This is a genomic window from Janthinobacterium rivuli (assembly GCF_009208735.1).
Taxonomy (GTDB): Bacteria; Pseudomonadota; Gammaproteobacteria; order Burkholderiales; family Burkholderiaceae_D; genus Janthinobacterium.
This window is the reverse complement of record NZ_WFLJ01000006.1, coordinates 56,730-78,951: the sequence shown is the minus strand read 5'-3', so window position 1 is coordinate 78,951 and position 22,222 is coordinate 56,730. Positions and strand designations below refer to the sequence as shown.

General features: G+C 63.6%; 20 protein-coding genes. 11 read left to right on the top strand and 9 right to left on the bottom strand.

Features of this window, described 5'->3' with window-relative positions; translation table 11 throughout:
- Nucleotides 1-41: 41 nt before the first annotated feature.
- The 10 genes from GCN78_RS09420 to GCN78_RS09375 all read left to right on the top strand — a co-directional run bounded on the left by GCN78_RS09420 (nucleotide 42) and on the right by GCN78_RS09375 (nucleotide 9,991).
- On the top strand, nucleotides 42-404 hold the full coding sequence (locus tag GCN78_RS09420; RefSeq protein WP_152251490.1) for a BON domain-containing protein: 363 nt from the start codon (nucleotides 42-44) through the stop codon (nucleotides 402-404).
- Nucleotides 405-613: 209 nt separating this feature from the next.
- Nucleotides 614-1,624: a bile acid:sodium symporter family protein gene (locus GCN78_RS09415; protein ID WP_152251489.1), complete on the top strand. Its 1,011-nt coding sequence runs from the start codon at nucleotides 614-616 to the stop codon at nucleotides 1,622-1,624.
- A gap of 74 nt (nucleotides 1,625-1,698) precedes the next feature.
- Nucleotides 1,699-2,625 carry a LysR family transcriptional regulator gene (locus tag GCN78_RS09410; RefSeq protein ID WP_099761279.1) on the top strand — a complete coding sequence of 309 codons (927 nt, stop codon included), beginning with the start codon at nucleotides 1,699-1,701 and terminating at the stop codon, nucleotides 2,623-2,625.
- A gap of 77 nt (nucleotides 2,626-2,702) precedes the next feature.
- Nucleotides 2,703-4,106, top strand: coding sequence for an FAD-dependent tricarballylate dehydrogenase TcuA (gene tcuA / locus GCN78_RS09405; RefSeq protein ID WP_152251488.1), 1,404 nt, complete (start codon nucleotides 2,703-2,705; stop codon nucleotides 4,104-4,106).
- Nucleotides 4,093-5,265 carry a tricarballylate utilization 4Fe-4S protein TcuB gene (tcuB, locus tag GCN78_RS09400; protein ID WP_152251487.1) on the top strand — a complete coding sequence of 391 codons (1,173 nt, stop codon included), beginning with the start codon at nucleotides 4,093-4,095 and terminating at the stop codon, nucleotides 5,263-5,265. The genes tcuA and tcuB overlap by 14 nt, the downstream gene beginning before the upstream one ends.
- A gap of 90 nt (nucleotides 5,266-5,355) precedes the next feature.
- A complete protein-coding gene (gene tcuC, locus GCN78_RS09395; RefSeq protein WP_226939550.1) occupies nucleotides 5,356-6,711 on the top strand; it encodes an MFS transporter in 1,356 nt (451 codons plus the stop codon).
- A 307-nt stretch (nucleotides 6,712-7,018) separates the two neighbouring features.
- The gene (gene modA, locus GCN78_RS09390; protein ID WP_152251486.1) at nucleotides 7,019-7,777 is read left to right on the top strand and encodes a molybdate ABC transporter substrate-binding protein; all 759 of its coding nucleotides are present in this window, start codon (nucleotides 7,019-7,021) and stop codon (nucleotides 7,775-7,777) included.
- 15 nt (nucleotides 7,778-7,792) lie between these two features.
- Complete coding sequence (gene modB / locus GCN78_RS09385) at nucleotides 7,793-8,464, top strand: molybdate ABC transporter permease subunit (protein ID WP_071080084.1); 672 nt, start codon at nucleotides 7,793-7,795, stop codon at nucleotides 8,462-8,464.
- Between the two features lie 17 nt (nucleotides 8,465-8,481).
- Nucleotides 8,482-9,183, top strand: coding sequence for a sulfate/molybdate ABC transporter ATP-binding protein (locus tag GCN78_RS09380; RefSeq protein ID WP_152251485.1), 702 nt, complete (start codon nucleotides 8,482-8,484; stop codon nucleotides 9,181-9,183).
- A 40-nt stretch (nucleotides 9,184-9,223) separates the two neighbouring features.
- Entirely contained in the window at nucleotides 9,224-9,991 is a 768-nt protein-coding gene (locus GCN78_RS09375; RefSeq protein ID WP_152251651.1) for a TOBE domain-containing protein, read from the top strand.
- Between the two features lie 71 nt (nucleotides 9,992-10,062).
- On the opposite strand, the gene GCN78_RS09370 is transcribed toward GCN78_RS09375, so the two are convergent.
- Nucleotides 10,063-13,137 carry a response regulator gene (locus GCN78_RS09370; RefSeq protein WP_152251484.1) on the bottom strand — a complete coding sequence of 1,025 codons (3,075 nt, stop codon included), beginning with the start codon at nucleotides 13,135-13,137 and terminating at the stop codon, nucleotides 10,063-10,065.
- A gap of 239 nt (nucleotides 13,138-13,376) precedes the next feature.
- On the opposite strand from GCN78_RS09370, the gene fnr reads away from it, so the two are divergent.
- Nucleotides 13,377-14,135: a fumarate/nitrate reduction transcriptional regulator Fnr gene (gene fnr / locus GCN78_RS09365; RefSeq protein ID WP_152251483.1), complete on the top strand. Its 759-nt coding sequence runs from the start codon at nucleotides 13,377-13,379 to the stop codon at nucleotides 14,133-14,135.
- Nucleotides 14,136-14,138: 3 nt separating this feature from the next.
- On the opposite strand, the gene GCN78_RS09360 is transcribed toward fnr, so the two are convergent.
- From GCN78_RS09360 to GCN78_RS09325, 8 genes are all read right to left on the bottom strand, one after another.
- The gene (locus tag GCN78_RS09360; RefSeq protein ID WP_152251482.1) at nucleotides 14,139-14,663 is read right to left on the bottom strand and encodes a FixH family protein; all 525 of its coding nucleotides are present in this window, start codon (nucleotides 14,661-14,663) and stop codon (nucleotides 14,139-14,141) included.
- A 148-nt stretch (nucleotides 14,664-14,811) separates the two neighbouring features.
- Complete coding sequence (ccoG, locus tag GCN78_RS09355) at nucleotides 14,812-16,194, bottom strand: cytochrome c oxidase accessory protein CcoG (protein ID WP_152251481.1); 1,383 nt, start codon at nucleotides 16,192-16,194, stop codon at nucleotides 14,812-14,814.
- A 4-nt stretch (nucleotides 16,195-16,198) separates the two neighbouring features.
- Entirely contained in the window at nucleotides 16,199-17,119 is a 921-nt protein-coding gene (gene ccoP, locus GCN78_RS09350; protein ID WP_152251480.1) for a cytochrome-c oxidase, cbb3-type subunit III, read from the bottom strand.
- Nucleotides 17,112-17,315 (bottom strand): cbb3-type cytochrome oxidase subunit 3, encoded by a 204-nt coding sequence (locus tag GCN78_RS09345; protein ID WP_034752515.1) that lies wholly within the window; start codon nucleotides 17,313-17,315, stop codon nucleotides 17,112-17,114. Before GCN78_RS09345 ends, ccoP begins: the two co-directional genes overlap by 8 nt.
- A gap of 1 nt (nucleotide 17,316) precedes the next feature.
- Entirely contained in the window at nucleotides 17,317-17,931 is a 615-nt protein-coding gene (gene ccoO, locus GCN78_RS09340; RefSeq protein ID WP_101483302.1) for a cytochrome-c oxidase, cbb3-type subunit II, read from the bottom strand.
- 15 nt (nucleotides 17,932-17,946) lie between these two features.
- The gene (gene ccoN, locus GCN78_RS09335; protein WP_046681775.1) at nucleotides 17,947-19,374 is read right to left on the bottom strand and encodes a cytochrome-c oxidase, cbb3-type subunit I; all 1,428 of its coding nucleotides are present in this window, start codon (nucleotides 19,372-19,374) and stop codon (nucleotides 17,947-17,949) included.
- 238 nt (nucleotides 19,375-19,612) lie between these two features.
- Nucleotides 19,613-19,777, bottom strand: a complete 165-nt coding sequence (gene ccoS, locus GCN78_RS09330; protein WP_152251479.1) for a cbb3-type cytochrome oxidase assembly protein CcoS — start codon at nucleotides 19,775-19,777, stop codon at nucleotides 19,613-19,615.
- Nucleotides 19,777-22,206: a heavy metal translocating P-type ATPase gene (locus tag GCN78_RS09325; protein WP_152251478.1), complete on the bottom strand. Its 2,430-nt coding sequence runs from the start codon at nucleotides 22,204-22,206 to the stop codon at nucleotides 19,777-19,779. Before GCN78_RS09325 ends, ccoS begins: the two co-directional genes overlap by 1 nt.
- Nucleotides 22,207-22,222: the final 16 nt, after the last annotated feature.

Sequence of the window (22,222 nt, the reverse complement as noted above, 5' to 3'; positions counted from 1 at the left end):
ATCCAAGTAAGAAGCTTTTAACTTCATTGAGAGGAACTACCATGCAAACATCGAAACTGTTCAATACCCTGGTCGCCGCTGTCGTACTGTCGGGCGCCTCGATCACCGCTTCGCATGCAGCTGACTCCGCACCAAAAGCACAAGCTCCTGCTAAGACTGTCGTTGCCGCCAACGCCGCCGCCGCCGTCCCTGATGAAACCATCACTTCCTCGGCCAAGGCCGCCCTGAGCGCCGATGCGCAAGCCGCTACCCTGCCAGTCAAGGTGGCAACCCAGCAAGGCGTCGTCGTCCTGTCGGGCGACGTGCCGAGCGCCGAAGCGGGTGACCGCGTCGTGCAGATCGTCGCTTCCGTGAGCGGCGTGAAAGAAATCAAGAACGAGCTGAAAGTCAAAGCCGCCGGCTAATTGCCCTCGCGCTGTACTTTACTCCGGGTTGCCCTGTCTGCGGACAGGGCATTTTTTTTGTCCGCACGGTTTGCGCCGAAAAGCCAGGCCATGCCATCAGGCAAGGAATTGGGCAATACAGGTAGAATAGCCAGCACTGGCGCCGCTCCCGTCGCTGTTTGTCATCCATGGCGCAGTGTTGCAAGGCTGCGCCGTTACCAGGCTACCGCATGTCATCTTTCTCCCCCGCTGCCCTGCTGCGCAATCTGAAACCCGATAACTTCACCATCGCCCTGCTCGTCACTGTGGCGCTGGCCAGCTTCCTGCCTTGCACGGGCCAGACGGCCGTGGTGTTCGGCCATGTCACCACCGTCGCCATCGGCGCCCTGTTCTTCCTGCACGGCGCCAAGCTGTCGCGCGAAGCCGTGGTGGCCGGTGTCATGCACTGGCGCTTGCACTTGCTGGTGCTGGCCAGCACGTTTATTCTGTTTCCCCTGCTGGGCCTGGCCCTGCGCCCGCTGGCGCTGACCTTCCTCACGCCCGAGCTGTACGTGGGCATCTTGTTCCTGTGCGCCTTGCCGTCCACCGTGCAATCGTCGATCGCGCTGACGGCCATGGCGCGCGGCAATGTGCCGGCCGCCATCTGCAGCGCCTCGGCCTCGAATTTCATCGGCATCTTCCTCGCGCCGATTCTCGTCGGCTTGCTGGTGGCCAAGGGTGCGGAAAGCAAGTCCTCGGTCGATGCCGTGCTCTCCATCGTCATGCAGTTGCTGCTGCCCTTCCTGGCCGGCCAGTTCCTGCGCCGCTGGATCGGCCGCTGGGTCGACCGCCACAAGGCCATGCTGAAATTCGTCGACCAGGGCTCCATTTTGCTGGTGGTCTACACGGCCTTCAGCGAAGCCGTCAGCGAAGGCCTGTGGCATACGATTTCGGTGGAAACCCTGGTGGCGCTGGGCCTGTTCAGCATCTTGCTGCTGGCGCTGGTGCTGGGCCTGATGACGTTCATCAGCCGCCGCCTCGGTTTTAGCAAGGAAGACGAGATCGCCATCGTCTTTTGCGGCTCGAAGAAAAGCCTTGCCAGCGGCGTGCCGATGGCCAAGGTGCTGTTTGCCACCCACTCGCTGGGCATGGTGATCCTGCCGCTGATGCTGTTCCACCAGATTCAATTGATGATCTGCGCCGTGATCGCGCAGCGCTATGCGCGGCGCGACGAGGAGGTGGCAGTGAGCAAGTATGGCTGAAGCCGTGTCCGCATGCAGGTCTTAGCTGCACAATGACGCATGCTACTATCCTCGTTTCATTGCACCGGTGAACCATGGAACTAAGGCAGCTCCGCTATTTCATCCGCGTCGTCGAATTGGGGAGCATGGGCCGGGCGGCCGCAGACTTGGGCGTGGTCACGTCTACCCTCAGCCAGCAAATCAGCCGGCTGGAGGGCGAACTCGCCACCCGCCTGTTACGCCGCACGACGACGGGCGTCGTCCCCACTGACGCCGGCTTTGCCTTCTGGCGCCAGGCGCAGCTGGCACTGCGCCATGTCGATGAGGCGGCCCGCGCCGCGCAGCACGCGCGCCTGTCCGGGCACGTGAGCGTCGGTCTTGCGCCATCGACGGCGTCGGTGCTGGCGTTGCCGTTCATGAACGGCTTGCGTGCCCGCTATCCAGACATCCGTTTGCATCTTGTCGAAAGCCTGTCAGGCAACCTCGCGGCCATGCTCAACGCGCGCCAACTCGACCTGGCGATCCTGTTCGAGACGGACGCGGCCAAACGCCTGAGTGCGACGCCGCTCCTCGATGAAAGCCTGTTTGTCATCGGCTCTCCACAGCTGATTGGCATGCCAAAGGGCAAGCAAGTGCGCCTCCGGGAGATCGGCGCCTTGCCCTTGGCCATGCCGAGCGGCACCCACGGCTTGCGGGCGATCGTGGCGACCGCGTTTGCGCAAGCCAGGTGCGAACCGAACATCGTTGCCGACATCGACGGCCTGGCTATCCTGATGGATGTCGTCCGTGCCGGGCTGGCGGCGACCATCCAGCCCGGCGCGGCAACCTCGCGCCTTCCCGCCTCCGCGGTGCGGCTGGTGCAGGTGGCGGACGCTGGCGTGCGCCGCCGCAACCTGCTGGCCAGTCTGCCTGAGGATGAGCTCTCGCCGGCGGTGCTGGCTACCCGCATCGTGCTGCGCGACGTCGTGCGTGAATTGGTCGCCGGTGCCGCATGGCCTGGCGCAAGTCTTCACGAATCATGAATGCGGCTTGTCTAACTGGCGACTACCGGAGTTGAACCAGTCCACCTAGAATTTACCCCACAACAAGGAGGTATTCGATGGTGGATGTACTGGTCATTGGTGGCGGCAATGCGGCACTGTGTGCGGCCTTGATGGCGCGCGAAGCGGGCGCTTCGGTCCTGCTGATCGAGGCTTCGCCGCGCGAATGGCGCGGCGGCAACTCGCAGCACACGCGCAACCTGCGCTGCATGCATGATGCGCCACAAGACGTGCTGATCGATGCTTATTCCGAGGAGGAATACTGGCAGGATCTGCTCAAGGTCACTGGCGGTATCACCGATGAGAAGCTGGCGCGTCTTGCCATTCGCGCCTCGTCGAGCTGCCGCGACTGGATGCGCCGGCATGGCGTGCATTTCCAGCCGCCGCTGTCCGGTGCCCTGCATGTGGCCCGCACCAACGCCTTTTTCATGGGCGGCGGTAAGGCCCTGGTGAACGCGTATTTCCGCAGCGCCGAACAGCTCGGCGTCGAGGTGCGCTACGACACGCCGGTGGTGTCCGTCGAGCTCGACGGCGACCGCTTTGTTGCCGTGCATACTGCCAAGGGCGAACGCATCGCCGCGAAAAGCTGTGTGCTGGCGGCCGGCGGCTTCGAGTCGAACCGCGAATGGCTGCGTGAAGCCTGGGGCCAGAACGCGCGCGGCGAATGGCCTTCCGACAATTTTCTGATCCGTGGCACGCGCTTCAACGAAGGCGTGCTACTCAAGCACATGATCGCTGCTGGCGCCGATGCGATCGGTGACCCGACCCAGGCCCACATGGTGGCGATCGACGCCCGCGCGCCGCTCTACGACGGCGGCATCTGCACCCGCATCGACTGTGTCTCGCTCGGCGTCGTGGTAAATCGCGAAGGCGACCGTTTCTACGACGAGGGCGAGGACTTCTGGCCCAAGCGCTACGCAATCTGGGGCCGACTGGTGGCGCAGCAGCCGGGCCAGATCGCCTACTCCATCACCGACCAGAAAGCCATCGGCCGCTTCATGCCGCCTGTTTTTCCCGGCACCGTGGCCAACACACTGCCCGAACTGGCCCGCCTGCTCGGCCTGCCTGAACAGGCCCTCGTCCAGACCGTGCAGGATTACAACGCCGCTTGCCGTCCCGGTAACTTCGACCACACCGCGCTCGACGATTGCCGCACTGCGGGCCTGGCGCCAGCCAAGACGCACTGGGCGCGGCCGATCGACACCGCGCCATTCTATGGCTACGCGTTGCGCCCGGGCGTCACCTTCACCTACCTGGGCCTGAAGGTTGACGAACGTGCCGCCGTGCACTTTGGCGGCCGCCCCAGTCCCAATCTCTTCGTCGCCGGTGAAATGATGGCCGGTAACGTGCTTGGCCAAGGCTACACCGCCGGCGTCGGCATGGCCATCGGCACTGCCTTCGGGCGCATCGCCGGCACTCAGGCAGCACTCGCTGCAAAGAAAGTACACCATGCAACAGCTTGAATCCCTGACGCGCGAGGCCAGTACGCTGGCCAAGGGCGGCTATCCCACTATCCCTATCCTGAGCGCGAATGAGGCCGAAGTCGGGCGTCAGATGACGGTCTGCAATTCCTGCCGTTATTGCGAAGGCTACTGCGCCGTATTTCCCGCCATGACACGGCGGCTGGAGTTCAACAAGGCCGACATCAACTACCTGGCCAACCTGTGCCACAACTGCGGCGCGTGCCTGCATGCGTGCCAATACGCGCCGCCGCACGAATTCGCCATCAACGTGCCGCAGGCCATGGCCAAGGTGCGCCTCGAAACCTATACCGACTATGCCTGGCCGCCTGCCTTGGGGGCGCTGTACAAACGCAACGGCCTGGCGCTGTCGCTGGCGCTGGTGGTTGGGCTGGCGCTGTTCCTGGCGCTGGCCGCCAGCCGCCAGGGCTCGCTGCTGCAGCGCGCGACGGGAGCCAGCTTTTATGCGGTCTTTCCGCACAACCTGATGGTGAGCCTGTTCGCGCCCATCTTCCTGTTCGCGCTGCTGGCGCTGGGCCTGGGCGTGCGGCGCTTCTGGCGCGACGTCACGCCCGGCGCCGCTTCGGCCGCCGCCGTCGGTGACGCCGCCGACAAGGTACTGCGCCTGAAATTTTTGGGCGGCGGGCATGGCGCTGGCTGCAACAACGCCGACGATGCCTTCTCGGTGGCACGGCGGCGCTGCCACCACTTGACGTTTTACGGCTTCATGCTGTGCTTCGCGGCCACCAGCGTGGCCACCCTGTATCACTATCTGTTCGGTTGGGAGGCGCCCTACGCTTTCGGCAGCCTCCCCAAGCTGCTGGGCATCAGCGGCGGCGTTGCGCTGCTGCTCGGTACCGCCGGCCTGTTCGTGTTGAACCTGCGTCGCCATCCCCTGCAAGGCGATGCCGCCCAGAAACCGATGGATCGCGGCTTCATTGCACTGCTGTTTTTGACGGCCGCGAGCGGCCTGATGCTGATGCTGGCGCGCGCCACCCCCGCCCTGACACTGGTGCTGTGCCTTCACCTCGGCACGGTGATGGCGCTGTTCCTCACACTGCCATACGGCAAGTTTGCCCACGGCATATTCCGCAGCGCGGCCCTTCTCAAGTGGGCGATCGAGAAGCGCCAGCCGAACCCGCTGCAACTGGGAGACGACTGAGCAGGAAACGTGTCACTTCCGATGACGCCTTTGCCAGGCGCATCGCGGTCAAGACCAACGGCATAACCAAAAAAATACGGAGACACCAACATGACCGGCAAAATTAGCCATACAGGCGCTACTACGGTTGCAGCACCCCCATCGAAGTTCGGCGCCGTACTACGTGTGACCAGCGGTAACTTTCTCGAACAGTTCGACTTCTTCCTGTTCGGCTTCTACGCGCACTACATTTCAAAGGTATTCTTTCCAGTCGATAGCGAATTCGCGTCGCTGATGCTGACGTTCGCCGTGTTCGGCGCTGGTTTCCTGATGCGCCCGCTCGGCGCGATCATCCTTGGCGCCTACATCGACAAGGTTGGCCGCCGCAAGGGACTGATCGTCACGCTCTCGATCATGGCCAGCGGCACGGTCCTTATTGCGCTGGTTCCAGGATACGCATCGATCGGCCTGTTCGCGCCCGTGCTGGTGCTGATCGGCCGCTTGCTGCAAGGTTTCTCGGCCGGGGCAGAACTGGGCGGCGTTTCAGTCTACCTGGCGGAGATCGCCACGCCGGGCCGCAAAGGCTTCTACACCGCATGGCAATCGGCCAGCCAACAGGTCGCCATCGTGATGGCGGCGGCGCTGGGATACGGCTTGAATCAGTGGCTGTCGCCGGAGGAGGTGGCCGCGTGGGGCTGGCGCATCCCGTTCCTTATCGGCTGCGCAATCGTGCCTTTCATCTTCATTCTGCGCAAAAGCCTGCAGGAGACCGCAGAGTTCCAGGCGCGCCGCCATCACCCCGACACCCGAGAAGTATTCGAATCGATGCTGCGGAACTGGCGTACGGTACTGACCGGCATGCTGTTCGTCGCGATGACGACCACCACTTTCTACCTGATCACCGTCTACACGCCGACCTTCGGCCGTAGCGTGCTGCACTTGAGTACGGCAGACAGCCTGCTGGTCACGCTGCTGGTGGGCCTGTCCAATTTCATCTGGCTGCCAGTCGGCGGCGCGCTATCGGATCGCATCGGCCGCAAACCCATCCTGGTCAGCATCTCCCTGCTGGCGCTGCTGACCGCTTACCCTGCGATGTTGTGGCTGGTTGCCAACCCCAGCTTCGGGTATTTGCTGGCGGTATTGCTGTTGTTCTCGTTCTATTTCGGTATGTACAACGGCGCCATGGTGGTCGCGTTGACAGAAGTCATGCCTGTCAACGTCCGGGTAGTCGGCTTCTCACTCGCCTTCAGCCTTGCCACCGCCGTCTTCGGCGGATTTACGCCCGCCATATCGACCTATCTGATCGAGCTGACCGCCAACAAGGCCTCGCCCGGCCTGTGGATGAGTTTCGCGGCACTATGCGGGCTGGTGGCGACCTTGATACTCTACCGGAGAGGCGGCGCGGTGGGTCGCGGCGAGCCGCAGGAAGGCGCCGGCGGCCAAGTCCGGTCAGCCGCACGCGCCTGACTGCTTCGGCAGCACGCAGCCCTACGGATTGACGCGCGAGATGCGTGCCGACGCCGAGGAGGCGCACAATGACGCTGCCGTCGCAGCGTCATTGTCTGCCATGCGGACATAATCTTGGCATCTGTTGCTATCCCTGCTAGCAGTTACTTCCATATGGCTGTGGCCTTGTCTGAAGGAAGACCCTGGCTCCTTCACGTAATGCGTACTTGAAGCAAGTTCATCCCTCTTGACTTGGAGAATGGCAGAACGCTATATATCAGTGTATATTACGCTCCTTGTTCACCGTTCACTTTACAAGGATACGATCATGCGCCTCACCTCCCTCGCCAAGCTCCTCGGCACCGCCCTGCTGGCCACCGCCGCCACCTCCGCCTTCGCCGGCGAAGTGGTGGTGTCGGCCGCGGCCAGCCTGACGAACGCGTTCAAGGATGCGGCGCAAGGCTATGAGGCGCAGTATCCGGGCAGCAAGGTGTCCCTGAACTTCGCCGCCTCTGGCGTGCTGCTGCAGCAGATCGTCAAGGGCGCGCCCGTGGACGTGTTTGCCTCGGCCGACCAGGAAACCATGGATGCGGCGCAAAAGCAGGGCCTCGTCCTGCCGGCCGACCGCCAGGACTTCGTCGGCAACAGCCTGGTGCTGATCGTGCCGCATGACAGCAAGCTGGGCATCAAGAGCCTGGCCGACCTGACGCACAAGGGCGTGACCCGCGTGGCCATCGCCAACCCGGCCAGCGTGCCCGTCGGCCGTTACTCCGAAGGCGCGCTGAAGAAGGCCAAGCTGTGGGACGCCGTGCAGCCGAAAGCCATCGGCACGCAGAACGTGCGCCAGTCGCTCGATTACGTGGCGCGCGGCGAAGTCGATGCGGGCTTCGTCTACGCCACCGACGCGGCCATCATGAAAGACAAGGTCAACGTGGTGCTGGACGTGCCGCTGGACGCCCCCGTGCTGTATCCGATCGCCACCATCAAGGGCAGCGGCAACGCGGCCGAAGCGAAGCGCTTCGTCAGCTACCTGCAGACGGCGCCAGCGCAAGCCATCCTCGCCAAATACGGTTTCAAGAAACCATAACGCAACCGCGCCCGCATGGATATCGCCTGGACCGCGCTGGCCCTGTCGCTCAAGGTAGCGGCCTGGGCCACGGCGCTCAATTTGCTGCTAGGCATCGGCACGGGCTATCTGCTGGCGCGCACGCGCTTTCCCGGGCGCGAGTTGCTCGACGCCCTCTTGACCCTGCCGATGGTGATGCCGCCCACCGTGCTCGGCTATTACCTGCTGGTGCTGCTGGGCCGGCGCGGCACCCTGGGCATCTGGCTGCAGGATAACTTCGGCATCAACCTCATCTTTACGTGGCAGGGCGCCGTGATCGCCTCCACCGTGGTCGCCTTTCCCCTCGTCTTCAAGCCGGCGCGCGCCGCCTTCGAGGCCGTCGACGGGCAGCTGGAGCAGGCGGCCCGCGTGCTGGGCATCTCGGAGCTGGCGATCTTTTTCCGCGTCACGTTACCGCTGGCGTGGCGCGGCATCCTGGCCGGCGTGCTGCTGGGATTCGTGCGCGCGCTGGGCGAGTTCGGCGCCACCCTGATGGTGGCCGGCAGCATCCCCGGCAAGACGCAGACCCTGTCGGTGGCCGTGTATGAAGCCGTGCAGGCGGGCCAGGACGACGTGGCCAATACGCTGGTGCTGATCACCTCCTTCGTCTGCATCGTGGTGCTGCTGTCGGCGGGCCGCCTGGCGCCCGGGCGCATCGCGCACAAATGAGGTCTATGATGATGCCCATGCAACTCGACCTCGACCTGCGCGCCACCTTGCGCTCCGGCAAACGCCGTTTCGACCTGCAGGTGCAATGCACCTCCGGCAGCCAGCGCATCGCCATGTATGGCCCGTCCGGCGCCGGTAAGAGCATGACCCTGAAAGCCATTGCCGGACTCTTCACGCCGGACGCAGGCCATATCCGTTTGAACGGCCGCACCCTGTTCGATTCGGCCGCCGGCATCAATTTGCCGCCGCAGCAGCGCAATGTCGCTTACCTGTTCCAGGATTACGCGCTGTTCCCGCACCTGACGGTGCGCCAGAACGTGGGCTTTGGCCTGAGCCGGGGATGGTTCAACCCGCGCGCGCGGGAAAAATTGCAGAAGGTCGAGCATTGGCTCGATGCCTTCCACTTGCAGGAACTGGCGCACCAGTATCCCGACGAGTTGTCCGGAGGCCAGCGCCAGCGAGTGGCGCTGGCGAGGGCGCTCGTGGCCGAGCCAGACGCGCTGCTGCTCGACGAGCCGTTTGCCGCCCTCGATCCGGCCCTGCGTGTCAAAATGCGCCTGGAACTGAGCCAGTGGCAGCAGCGCCTGGACGTGCCCATGATCCTGATCACGCATGATCCGGAAGACGCGCGCATCCTGGGCGAGCATGTGCTGTACTTGCGCGACGGACAGATCGATAACAGGGAAGAACACATGGTATTGGGTGAACGCATTGGATAAATCAGCGGCAGCGGAAATCGGCCTGCAAGGCTCGGTATGGATGACGGTGGGCGGAGAGCACCTGGGCGGCGCCGGCCGGGTGGAATTGCTGGGCGCCATCGCCGAATGCGGCTCCATCACGCAGGCGGCCAAGCTTGTCAAGATGAGCTACAAGGCGGCCTGGGACGCCATCGACGCGATGAACAACCTGGCCGGCGAACCGCTGGTCGAGCGCTTGACGGGCGGCAAGGGCGGCGGCGGCACGCGCCTGACCCCGCGGGGGCGCCAACTGGTCGACAATTTCCGCATCATCGAGCGCGAGCATGCGCGCTACCTGCGCCAGCTGGGCAGTCAGGCCGAAGGCATCGCCGACGATTTGTTACTCATACGGAGAATGGCCATGAAAACCACGGCACGCAATCAATTCCTGGGCAAGGTGGCCGAACTGAAACAGGGCGCCGTCAACGACGAAGTCACGCTGGAATTGCCGGGCGGCCAGCACATCGTTGCCATCGTCACGCAGGGCAGCAGCGCCAGCCTGGGCCTGGTGCCGGGCGCGGAAGCGTTCGCGCTGATCAAGGCCTCGTCCATCATCCTCGTGACGGACAGCGAAGGGGCGCGCTTTTCCGCGCGCAACCAGTTGAGCGGCAGCGTGACGCGCGTGCAGACGGGCGCCGTCAACACGGAAGTGGTGCTGGACTTGCCGCGCGGCGGCACCATCGCCGCCATCATCACGAATCAGAGCTGCACCGAGCTGGGCATCGAGATCGGCAGCAATGTGACGGCGATGTTCAAGGCGTCCAGCGTGATTCTGGGCGTGCCCGCCTAAACCCAAAGCAAGGACTGGGGTCGTACCCTGAGGGTACGACCCCGGCCTTTATCTCTTGGGTTCAAACGAGCCTAATCCTTCAGCCTGGACAACCAATCGGACGCCGCCGCCAGCGCCTGCTCCAGCTCCTGCGCCGTGTGCGCCAGCAGCGCCGGCACGGCGTCCAGGCGGCCCGCATTGATGGCTTCCTCGGTGGCGAAGGCGGCGCGGATCAGGCGTTTCGTGCCCAGGGTGCCCACGGAGCCGCGCACGCCGTGCAGGATGCGCGCCACGTCGCTGTGGCGGCCGGCCTGCAAGGCCGTTTCGGCGTCGCGCACGGGCGTCATGCCTTTGTTCAGCGCGTCTTCCACCATGCGCCGCAGCACGCCGCGCCCTTTCGCGTCGCGCCCCATCACGCGCATCAGCGGCGCCATGGAAAACACTTCCTCGTCGGCGACGGGCGCCGGCTCGGCCGTCTGCATTTGCGGGCGCTTGGGCAGGTGGCGCAGGATGACTTCCATCATCTCTTCCACCACCACGGGCTTGGCGATGAAGTCGCTGATGCCGGCCGTCATGCAGCGCTCGCGCTCGGACGCCAGCACGCCGGCCGTCATGGCGATCACGGGCAGGTTCAGGCGCAGTTCCGAGCGGATGATGTGGGTGGCGCTGAAACCGTCCATGACGGGCATCTGCATGTCCATCAGCACGATGTCGTAGCGCAGCGCTTCCGTGCGCAGCCGTTCCACGGCTTGCAAGCCGTCGCCCACCACGTCCAGGGTGGCGCCCATGTGTTCGAGGATGCCGCGCGCCACGGCCTGGTTCAAATGATTGTCTTCCACCAGCAGGAAATGCACGCCGGCCAGTTCCGTGCCCAGCGGCTGGTGCAGCATGCGCTGCTCGCCGCCGTCGTTCTTCGCGATCAGCGCCTGGTGCAGGGCATCGAACAGGCTCGAGCCCGTGATCGGCTTCATCAGCACGACGTCGGCCTCGGCCGCGCTGGAGATTTCCTCGAGGTGGTTGCGGGCGAAGGCGTTGACCATCACCACGATGGGCTGGCGCTGGCCGGCAGCCGCCTGGCGGATGGCCTTGGCCGTGGCCAGGCCATCCATGACGGGCATGTGCCAGTCGGCCAGCACCACGTCGTACGGTTGCTGCTGCGCCAGGCGTTCGCGGTACAGTTCGATGGCGGCGAAGCCGGAGTCGACTTCGTCGGCCAACCAGCCCCACGCCTCGATCAGCTTGACGATCAGTTCGCGCGTGGTGCGGTTGTCGTCGGCCACCAGCAGGCGCAGCTGGCCCAAGGTCGGCGTGCGCCGCGTTTCGGCCGGCTGCGCCAGCATCTCGAAGGGCACGCTGAACCAGAAGCGGCTGCCCTTGCCTTCGCTGCTGGCGACGGCGATGTCACCGCCCATCATGTGGATCAGCTGCTTGCTGATGGCCAGGCCCAGGCCCGTGCCGCCGAAGCGCCGCGTGATGCTCTGGTCGCCCTGTGAAAACGCGGCGAACAGCTGCTGTTGCTGCAGTTCCGTCATGCCGATGCCTGTGTCGCGCACTTCGAAGCGCAGCCAGGCGCGGCCGCTCTCGCTCTCGACCAGGCTGACGGCCACCACCACTTCGCCGCTCTCGGTGAACTTGATGGCGTTGCCGGCCAGGTTGACGAGAATCTGCTGCAGGCGCTGGGCGTCGCCCACGAGGCGCCGCGGCACGTCGGGCTCGACGGCGATGGCCAGTTCCAGCTCCTTCTCGCCCGCGTTCATCGTCATCGTCGTGGCCAGGGTATTCATGACTTCGTCGAGGTCGAATTCGACGGGCGACAATTCCATGCGGCGCGCCTCGATCTTCGAATAATCGAGCACGTCGTTGAGGATGCCCAGCAGCGACTGGCCCGCCACTCTGACCATGGTCAGATATTTGCGCTGTTCCGTGTCGAGTTTGGTATTGCCCAGCAAATACACCATGCCCAGCACGGCATTGAGGGGCGTGCGGATTTCATGGCTCATGTTTGCCACGAAATCGCTCTTCGCGCGGTTGGCCGCCTCGGCACGGTCGCGCTCCTGTTCCAGCTCCGCCGCGCGCGCTTCGAGTTCCTGCTGCAGGCGGTCGCGTTCGCTCATCAGGCCATTGAACGCTTCCGTCAGTTCGCCGATCTCGTCGCGCTGCTGCACCGGCACGGGAGTGAAACGGCTGCCGCTGGTGCGCAGGGCCAGCAGGGTATCGCGCAGGCGCACCAGCGGCGACAGCAGGCGCACGGTGACCCAGCCCAGTACAAAGGCCGCCAGCAGCGAGGCGAGGATGCTCCACAGCACCAGCCGGTACAGCACGCCATCGAACGGTTCGAAGGCATCGTCGAGGGGCAGCGAGGCGGCCAGCAGCCAGTTCACCGATTTCAGGCGCTTGAAGCTGTTGACGGCCGTGATGCCGCGGCTGTTGGTGCTGACCATGCTGCCTTCGCCATCTTCCTGCAGCAGCCGGGTGGTCGTCAGGTTGGCGTTCGGCTGGCGCGGTTGCAGCAGCCGGCTCGTATCGGGATGCAGCACGTAGCGCGGCACGGCGCCGCGCGTGAGGATGAAGTAATAGCCGTTCTTGCCGACCTTTTCCGAGCGCAGGCGGCCCAGCAGGTTGTCCTTGTACAGGCGCAGCACGCCGATCACCACGCCGGCCACCCGGCCATCGGCGGCCAGCACGGGTGCCACCATTTGCACGATGGGCATGCCGCTCGACTTGCCCAGCATCGGTTCGGTGATCATCGGCTGGCGCGTGCGCAGCACGGTCTGGAAATACTCGCGCTCGGCCACGCTGATGCCGGCGCGCCCCGCCACTTCCGGCATGTCGGCCACGATGACGCCCTGCGCATCGAGCACCAGCACGTCATCGAACAGCACCAGCATCGAGCGGCGCGCATAGTATTCGCGCAGCTTTGCAGGCTGGGCGATCAGCTCCGGCGGCTGCTGTTTGGCCGTCAGGGTGACGATCTGCAGCAGCATGCCCAGCTTGTCGTCGAGCTCGGCAGCGGTGCGGGTGATCAGGGATGACTGTTGGCTCAGCAATACTCGGGTGAAGTCGTCGCGCATGTGCTGCACCTGTATCATGGTGACCAGCGCGATCATGGCGATCGAGGTCAGGCTGGTGGCCAGCGCGACTTTTGCTTTAATGCCGAGAGGCTTCATGATTTCCTTTTCAGTACCGTGCGGCACAGGCGGCAGATAATGCTGTTAGGAATTTTCCTATCAATACATCAACTTGGCAAGCGTCGCCACGCAAATGGCCCTCCCCGCATGGGCTTTTGACGATGTTGCCATATAATTAAAGTCAGAACGTCGTTTATTCAGTGAAATTGCGGTGAAATTGGCACACGGCAACCCCGGATGCAGTAAACTTGTTGTTGCATTTTCTAAAAGGTACCGACATGACTGAAGCGCTACTCTCTCCAACCTTGCCCACCGTGAACGTGGAAGCGTTGCGTGCGCGATGCTCGACCTGCAGCATGCATCAACTGTGCCTGCCGATGGGCCTCGATGTGGGCGACATGGACAGGCTGGACCAGATCATCGGCCGCCGTCGCAAGATCGTGCGCGGCGCCTCGCTGTTCCGCATCGGCGACTCGTTCCAGAACCTGTACGCGATCCGCCTGGGGCACTTCAAGACGTACCAGATCAATCCGGGCGGCGAAGAACAGGTGACGGGTTTCCAGATGGCGGGTGAACTGCTGGGCATGGACGCCATCAGCGCCGACCGCCACCACTGTAACGCGGTGGCGCTGGAAGACAGCGAAGTGTGTGAAATCCCGTTTTCCAGCCTGGAACAATTGCTGGGCAATATGCCGACCCTGCTGCGCCACTTCCACCGCATGATGAGCCAGGAAATCACGCGCGAGCAAAGCGTCATGCTGTTGCTGGGAAATATGCAGGCGACGCAGCGCTTTGCCGCCTTCATCGTCAACCTGGCGTCGCGCTACGAGGCGCGCGGCTATTCGAGCAGCAAATTCCAGCTGCGCATGTCGCGCGAGGAAATCGGCAACTACCTGGGCCTGACCATCGAGAGCGTCAGCCGCCTGCTGTCCAAGTTCAAGAAGGAAGGCTGGCTGCGCGTCTCCAACCGCGAGATCGAGATCCTGCAGCCGGCGAAATTAAAAGCCATCACGGCCGGCACGGACGTCTGCAAGTAAGACTTACAGTTCCTCGTCCGCATGCAGCGCGATGCTGCGTTGCAGCGGCCAGGTCCAGATGCCGGACAGGCGCCACTCGCGTTTGTCGTTTTCCACCAGCACTTGCCAGCGGCTGCGCTCGAGCATCGGCAGCGCGACGGAAAAATTGCCGGCCGCATCGGGTTGCACCAGCAGCTTGATATCCTTTTCCGGCAACGTCGCATGCGCCAGGTGCAGCTGCAAAGGCCCCTGGTAAGCCTTGCCGAAGCTGTGCACGGAACCACTGAGGCGCGCCGACGCCACGTCGTACGACAGGCTCGTATCCATCGCCAGGTCGCTGGCGATCGTGTCGCGCTTCAAATCCTGGTTGATCGCCTTGCCCTGCTTGTAATAATCGCCCACCACCAGCGCATCGGGCTGCGTAAACGCGATATAGCCCATGAAGCTGCCGACGACCACGGACAGGCCGGGGCCGATCATCAGCAGCCATGGCCAGCGATGCTTGTACCACGGGTCGGCGGGGGCTTGCAGTTTTGCAGTTTTGGACATGGTGTTTTTCCTAGGGGTCAGACCCTGTGGGTCTGACCCCAGTATTTGCTTCTGGGTTGAAATTTGCTTCTGGGTTGAAATAAATAGCCGGTACCCCAACGGCGAAATGCCGGGGTCAGACCCGCAGGGTCCGACCCCCACATCAAAGTTAGCGTGGCACGATGAAGACCGCGCTTTCACGCACATGCAGCGATGGGTCGTCCAGCGAGTGCAATTCGATCGCAATCTTGTTCGAACCCTTCTCGCCAACCCCGTGCGGCACGCGCAGGCGGATCGGCCAGCCCAGCGTTTCCGTCGGCTGCAAGGTCACTTCTTCGCGCGTCAGCAAGGTCAGGCCCGGCAAGCCGGAAGCGCTGATTTTAAAATGCTGGGTTTGCTCCGAGGTGTTCATGATCTGCAAGCGGTAGACGTTTTCGATCATGCCGTCTTCCACTTCGCGTCCCATCGAACCGCGGTCGCGGATCACGTCCATTTTCAGGGGCGTGCGCAGCGCCAGCGAAGTGCATACGGCGATGATGATCAGGGCCAGGATGGAAGTGTAGATCAGGACGCGCGGGCGCATGGCGCGCTGGCGTATCTGCTTCGAATTGAAGTTGTTTTCCATCGCATGGTCGGTACTGTAGCGTATCAGTCCCCGTGGCCGCTCGACCTTGTCCATCACGCTGTTGCAGGCATCGACGCAAGCGGCGCAGCCGATGCATTCATACTGCAGGCCGTTGCGGATATCGATGCCGGTCGGACACACCTGCACGCACAGGGTACAGTCGATGCAATCGCCCAGCTTGTCGTTGTTGCCGGCCTTCTTGCTCAGTGCACCGCGTGGTTCGCCGCGCTTGGTATCGTAGGTGATGATCAGGGTGTCCTGGTCGAACATGGCGCTCTGGAAGCGCGCGTAGGGGCACATGTATTTGCACACCTGCTCGCGCAGCCAGCCCGCGTTGCCGTAGGTTGCCAGGCTGTAGAACAAGACCCAGAACCATTCCCAGGGACCGAAATTGAGGGTGGTCACCGAGTGCGCCAGTTCCTTGATCGGCGTGAAGTAGCCGACAAAGGTAAAGCCCGTCCACAGGGCGATGGCGCCCCATGCCAGGTGCTTGGCCGTCTTCTTGAAGGCCTTGCGCACGGAGGGGCCCTGCTTGTCGAGGGCCATGCGCGCGCTGCGCGTGCCCTCGATGCGGCGTTCGACCCACAGGAAAATTTCCGTGTATACCGTTTGCGGGCAAGAGAACCCGCACCACACCCGCCCGGCAATGGCCGTGACGAGGAACAACAAATACGCACAGATAATCAGCAGGGCCGCCAGATAGATGAAATCCTGGGGCCACAGCACGACGCCGAAAATGTAGAACTTGCGCGTGGTCAAATCGAACAGCAGGGCTTGCCTGCCATTCCAGGTCAACCACGGCAAGCCGTAGAACGCCAGCTGGGTAAGCCATACGCATACCCATCGCCAGGTAGCGTAGCGTCCTTTGGCCTCGCGAGGGTAGATTTGCTCGCGGGCCGCATACATCTTGATGACTTGAGGTTCCATTACATCATTTCACGGGCGTCTGGGGATTCGACAGGCTCCAGACATACGCCGACAGCACGTGTACCTTGGATTCGCCGAGGAAGTCGCTGAAAGCCGGCATGGTGTTGTTGCGTCCCTTGCGTACGGTTTCCATGATGGTATCGGCGCTGCCGCCGTACAGCCAGATCTTGTCCGTCAGGTTGGGCGCACCCAGCATCTGGTTGCCCTTCGCGTCGGCGCCGTGACAGGCCATGCAGGCGCCAAACTTGGCCTTGCCCAGCACGGACTTGACAGGGTCCGAGGTGGAACCGGACAGGCTCAGCACATAATGGGCCACGTTCTCGACATCCTTTTCGGAGCCCAGGGCGGCGCCCATCGGTGGCATCTGCCCATTGCGGCCGTGCATGATGGTGGTCTTGATGATGTCGGGTTCACCGCCATACAGCCAGTCCTTGTCGGTCAGGTTCGGGAAGCCCTTGTTGCCGCGCGCATCCGAACCGTGGCATTGCGCGCAGTAGGTCAGGAACAGACGTTGGCCGATGGCTTGCGCCTGCGGATCGGCGGCCACCGTCTTCAAGTCCTGGCTCAGGTACTTGTTGAACAGGGGACCGTAGTCGGCTTCCGCCTTTTTCAGCTCTTCCTCGTACTGGCCCGTCGATTTCCAGCCCAGGCTGCCGGCGTAGTTGCCCAGGCCCGGATACAGGAACAGATAGGCCAGCGCGAAGACGATGGTGATGTAGAACAGCCACATCCACCAGCGCGGCATCGGCGTGTTGAGTTCCTTCAAGTCCTCGTCCCAGACGTGGCCCGTGGTGCCGTCGGCGGGGGCGCCGGCGGCCACTTTCACCTTCGACTGCGAGTACAGCAGCACGCCGCAGCCGATGATGCCCAGCAGGGACAGCACGATCACATAGATATTCCAGAAGCCATTGGTAAAGTCAGCCATGGTTATGCTCCTTCGCCAGGTTCATCTCGGCCTCGGCCGGATAGTCCAATGCGTCGTCGGCGAACGGCAGGCGTGCCGCCGCGTCGAAGTCGCTGTTGCTGCGGCTGAACGTCCACCACAGGATGCCCACGAACGTCGTAAAGGAAACCACCGTCATGACGCTGCTGGCGCTGTCAAACAGGTTTTCGATTGCCATGCTAATTCCTTGTTTTGATTAATGTACCGAGGCCTTGCAGATAGGCGACCAGGGCGTCTTCTTCCGTCTTGTCCTGCAGCTGCGCGGGGCCGGCGGCGATTTCCGCGTCGCTGTACGGCTGGCCCAGGCGTTTCAGGGCGCGCATCTTCGGCATGATGTCGTCAGGCACCAGCTTGGTCTTCGCCAGCCAGGGGTAGGCCGGCATGTTCGACTCGGGCACCACGTCGCGCGGGTTGTTCAAGTGCGTGCGGTGCCATTCATCGCTGTAGCGGGCGCCCACGCGGGCCAGGTCCGGCCCCGTGCGCTTGGAACCCCACTGGAACGGACGGTCGTAGACGAACTCGCCAGCGACCGAATAGTGGCCATAGCGTTCCGTTTCCGCGCGCAGCGGACGCACCATCTGCGAGTGGCAGTTGTAGCAGCCTTCGCGCACGTAAATGTCGCGGCCCGCCAGGCGCAGCGGCGAATACGGCTTCAGGCCGGCGACCGGCTCCGTCGTGCTCTTCTGGAAGAACAGGGGGACGATCTCGACGGCGCCGCCGATGCTGATCACCACCGTGACCAGGGCGATCAGCAGCCAGGGGTTTCTTTCAATCCATGCATGTGAAAATTTCATTTGCTTTCGCTCCTATCAGGCGTGCGCCGCGTTCAGTTCCGGAATGCGGGCGACGGGGAGTTTGCTGCCGCGCAGAGTCATCCAGGTGTTGTAGCCCATGATGCACATACCCGACAGGTACAGCAGGCCACCGGCCACGCGCACCACGTAGTACGGATACGTCGCTTTCACGCTCTCGACAAAGGTGTAGGTCAGGGTGCCGTCCGGATTGACCGCGCGCCACATCAGGCCCTGCATCACGCCGGCGATCCACATTGCGGCGATGTACAGCACGATGCCGATGGTGGCCACCCAGAAGTGCACGTCGACCAGGCGCGTGCTGTGCATCTGCGTGCGGCCCGCCAGGCGCGGCAGCAGGTAGTAGATCGAACCCATGGTGATGAAGCCCACCCAGCCCAGGGCGCCCGCATGCACGTGGGCAACGGTCCAGTCGGTGTAGTGCGACAGCGAGTTGATGGTCTTGATCGACATCATCGGACCTTCGAAGGTGGCGATGCCGTAGAACGACAGCGAGACGATCATGAATTTCAGGATCGGGTCGGTGCGCAGCTTGTGCCAGGCGCCCGACAGGGTCATGATGCCGTTGATCATGCCGCCCCAGCTTGGTGCCAAGAGGACCAGCGAGAAGACCATGCCGATCGATTGCGTCCAGTCAGGCAAGGCTGTGTAGTGCAGGTGATGCGGGCCCGCCCACATGTAGGTGAAGATCAGCGCCCAGAAGTGGACGATGGACAGGCGGTACGAGTACACGGGGCGCTCGGCCTGTTTCGGGATGAAGTAGTAGACCATGCCCAGGTAGCCGGCGGTCAGGATGAAGCCCACCGCGTTATGGCCGTACCACCACTGGATCATGGCGTCCTGCACGCCCGCATAGGCGGAATACGACTTGGTGAACGAGGCTGGCATGACGGCGCCATTGACCACGTGCAAAATCGTCACGGCCAGGATGTAGGCGCCGAAGAACCAGTTGGCCACGTAGATGTGCTTGACCTTGCGCTTGATCAGGGTGCCGAAGAAAACGATGGCGTAGGCGATCCAGACGACGGCGATGAGGATGGCGATAGGCCATTCCAGTTCCGCGTATTCCTTGCCGCGGGTCAGGCCCATGGGCAGGCTGACGACGGCGCACAGGATCACCGCTTGCCAGCCCCAGAACGTGAAGGCGGCCAGCTTGTCGGAAAACAGGCGCACCTGACAGGTGCGTTGGACAACGTAGTACGAGGTGGCGAACAGGCCGCAGATGCCGAAGGCGAAAATCACCGCATTCGTGTGCAGCGGACGCAAACGTCCGTATGTCAGCCAAGGTATGTCGAGGTTCAGGGCAGGCCAGGCCAGCTGAGCGGCGATGATAACGCCAACCAGCATGCCGATGATGCCCCATACCACAGTAGCGACCGCGAATTGCTTCACGATCTTGTAGTTATAGTTCAGCGATTGATCCACAAAGACTCTCCCTGGAATTACTATTTATGATGGTGGCCAGAGAGTAAGTGTTTGACCGCGAAAAAACTTTGATGTGGATCAAAATTCCCCGGATGAAATAAGCGTAGCGAACTGGCATCGAAATAAAGTGATATTTCGGTCAAAAAAGCCATGCAAGATCCCTGCAATTGGCGCTTGATATGGGTCAAAAAGGGGGAAATGGCGGCGCGATGTCGCCGCCATGGCAGGAAGGGGAAATTCAGCTGCGCGGTTCGTCGGGAGAGGTATCGTCATCCTGCAGCACGCGCAGGCCCGGTCCGACGAGGTCGTCGAACTGGCCGCTGTCCGAGGCCTTGAAATACACCCACAGCGCGATGAAGACGACCAGGACGCTTAAGGGGATGAGCAGGTAGAGAGCTTCCATTAGACTTTCCGCAGGCGCAGGGCGTTGGCGATGACGACCGCCGAGCTGGCAGCCATGCCGACGCCGGACAGCCAGGGGTTGAGGTAACCCAGCGCGGCGGCCGGGATGGCCGTCAGATTGTACAGGGTTGCCCAGCCCAGGTTTTCGCGGATGATGCGCATGCTGCGCGCCGCCGTTTTCGCCGTGTCGAGCACGGACACCAATTGGCTCGACAGCAGCACCGTGTCCGCATGCGCTTGCGCCAGCGCGGCGCCGGAACCCATGGCGAAGGACACGTCGGCGCCGCTCAGCACGGCGGCGTCGTTGATGCCGTCGCCCACCATCGCCACCACGGCCCCTGTCGCCTGCAGCTGCTGCACGAAATCGAGCTTTTCATCGGGCAGGCATTCGCCGCACGCCGTGTTGATGCCCAGTTCCGTCGCCACGCTTTGCGTCAGCGCTTCCTGGTCGCCGCTGAGCAGCACGACCTGCTTGCCGCGCCGCTGGAAATACGCGACGACGTCGCTTGCCTCGGGGCGCAGCGCGTCGCTGAGCAGGAAACGCGTCAGCCAGCGGCCCTGCGTGCCCAGATACAGCGGCGTCATGCCCTGCATGCCGACGGCCGTGTCGCCCAGCGGCGGCCCGGCGATGGCGGCGACAAAGGCCGCATTGCCCAGGCGGTAGCGCACGCCTTCGACGACGCCTTCGAGGCCCTGGCCCTGCACTTCCTGCAAGTGCTCCGCATGCGCGCGAGCCTGTTCTCCGGCGGCAAGCAAGATCGCCTGCGCCAGCGGATGGGCGCTGCCCGCTTCCAGCGCGGCGGCCACCTGCAGGCAGGCATCTTCCGTCATGCCGTCGAGTCCTTCGATCTGCTTCAGCACGGGCCGGCCCAGGGTCAATGTCCCCGTCTTGTCGAAGACGATGTGGGTGGCGCGGTGCAGGGTTTCCAGCACGTGCGGCTGGACGATCAGCACGCCGCGCCGCAGCAGGCTGTCGGTGGCGGCCGCCAGCGCCGTCGGCGTGGCGAGAGACAGCGCGCAGGGGCAGGACACGACCAGCACGGCAATGGCCACGGGCCACGCCTGCGACGGGTCATGCCAGCTCCAGAAGGCGAACACGGCGACGGCGAACAGCAGCAGGCCCAGCACGAACCAGGCGGCCACCTTGTCGGCCCACTGCGCGATCTGCGGCTTGCCGCTGCCGGCCCGTTCGATCAGTTTCAACAGGTCGGACAAGGTACTTTCACGCGCGGGCTTGAGCACGCGCAAGATGAGCGCCGCGCTGGCGTTGATGGCGCCGCCCGGCACCCGTTCGCCCATTTTCCGGCGCTGCGCCGCGCTTTCGCCCGTCAGCAGAGATAAATCGAGCGCGCTCGTGCCCTCGATGATGACGCTGTCGGCGGCGATCGCCTCGCCCGGTTTGACGAGAATCACGTCACCGACGGCCAGGCTGCCGGCCGGCACCAGGGTGGTGGCGCGGTTGTCCGGGAAGCCCGCCATCAGCGAGGCGGAAGCGGGCAAGGCGTGCTGCAGGCGCTCCAGCGCCGAGGCCGCCTTGCGGCGCGCCTGCAGCTCGAAATAGCGGCTGCACAGCAGTAAAAAAATGAACATCGTGGCCGAGTCGTAATACACCTCGCCACGGCCCGTGAAGGTCGCCACCACGCTGCCGAAGAAGGCGGCCAGGATGCCCAGCGCGACGGGCACGTCCATGCCCAGGGTGCGCGCGCGCAGGCTGGCCCAGGCGCCCTGGAAAAACGGCATGGCCGAATAACAGATGGCCGGCAAGGTGAGCAGCAGGCTGGCCCAGCGCATCAGGCTGGCCATGCTGTCGTCCAGGGTGCCGTCCTCGGCGGCCAGGTAGGCGGGCGCCACGTACATCATTACCTGCATCATCGACAGGCCGGCCACGAACAGCTGGCGGCCCAGGGTCTTGCTGGCCTTTTGCAGGCGCTCGCCATGGCGCACGGCGTCATACGGATAGGCCGTGTAGCCGACTTGCCGCACGGCTTGCAGGATGTCGCCCGGTTCGCATTCGGCGCGGCTCCAGCGCACGTACAGGCGCTCCGTGGCGACGTTCAGGCTGGCCGCCTGCACGCCGGGCAGACGCGTCAATTGACGCTCGATCAGCCAGACGCAGGCGGCGCAGCGGATGCCTTCGACAGAGAGCGTTGCTTCGCAGCTGCTGGCGTCGCGCGCGAATTGCGCATCGTCATTGCTGTACAGGCGCAACTCGGGCGGCACCATGGTGGCGTCAGCCGCGTTGACGGCATATTCATCGCGGTCGCGGTAGTAGGCGCTCTGGCCGATGTCGACGATGGTTTGCGCCACCGCTTCGCAGCCGGGGCAGCACATGGCGCGCGGCACGTCGTCGATGGTGACGTGCCAGCTGGAGCCGCCGGGGACGGGCAAGCCGCAATGGAAGCAGGCGGAGGGTTGTAAAACAGCATTCATAGGTTTGATTTCATGC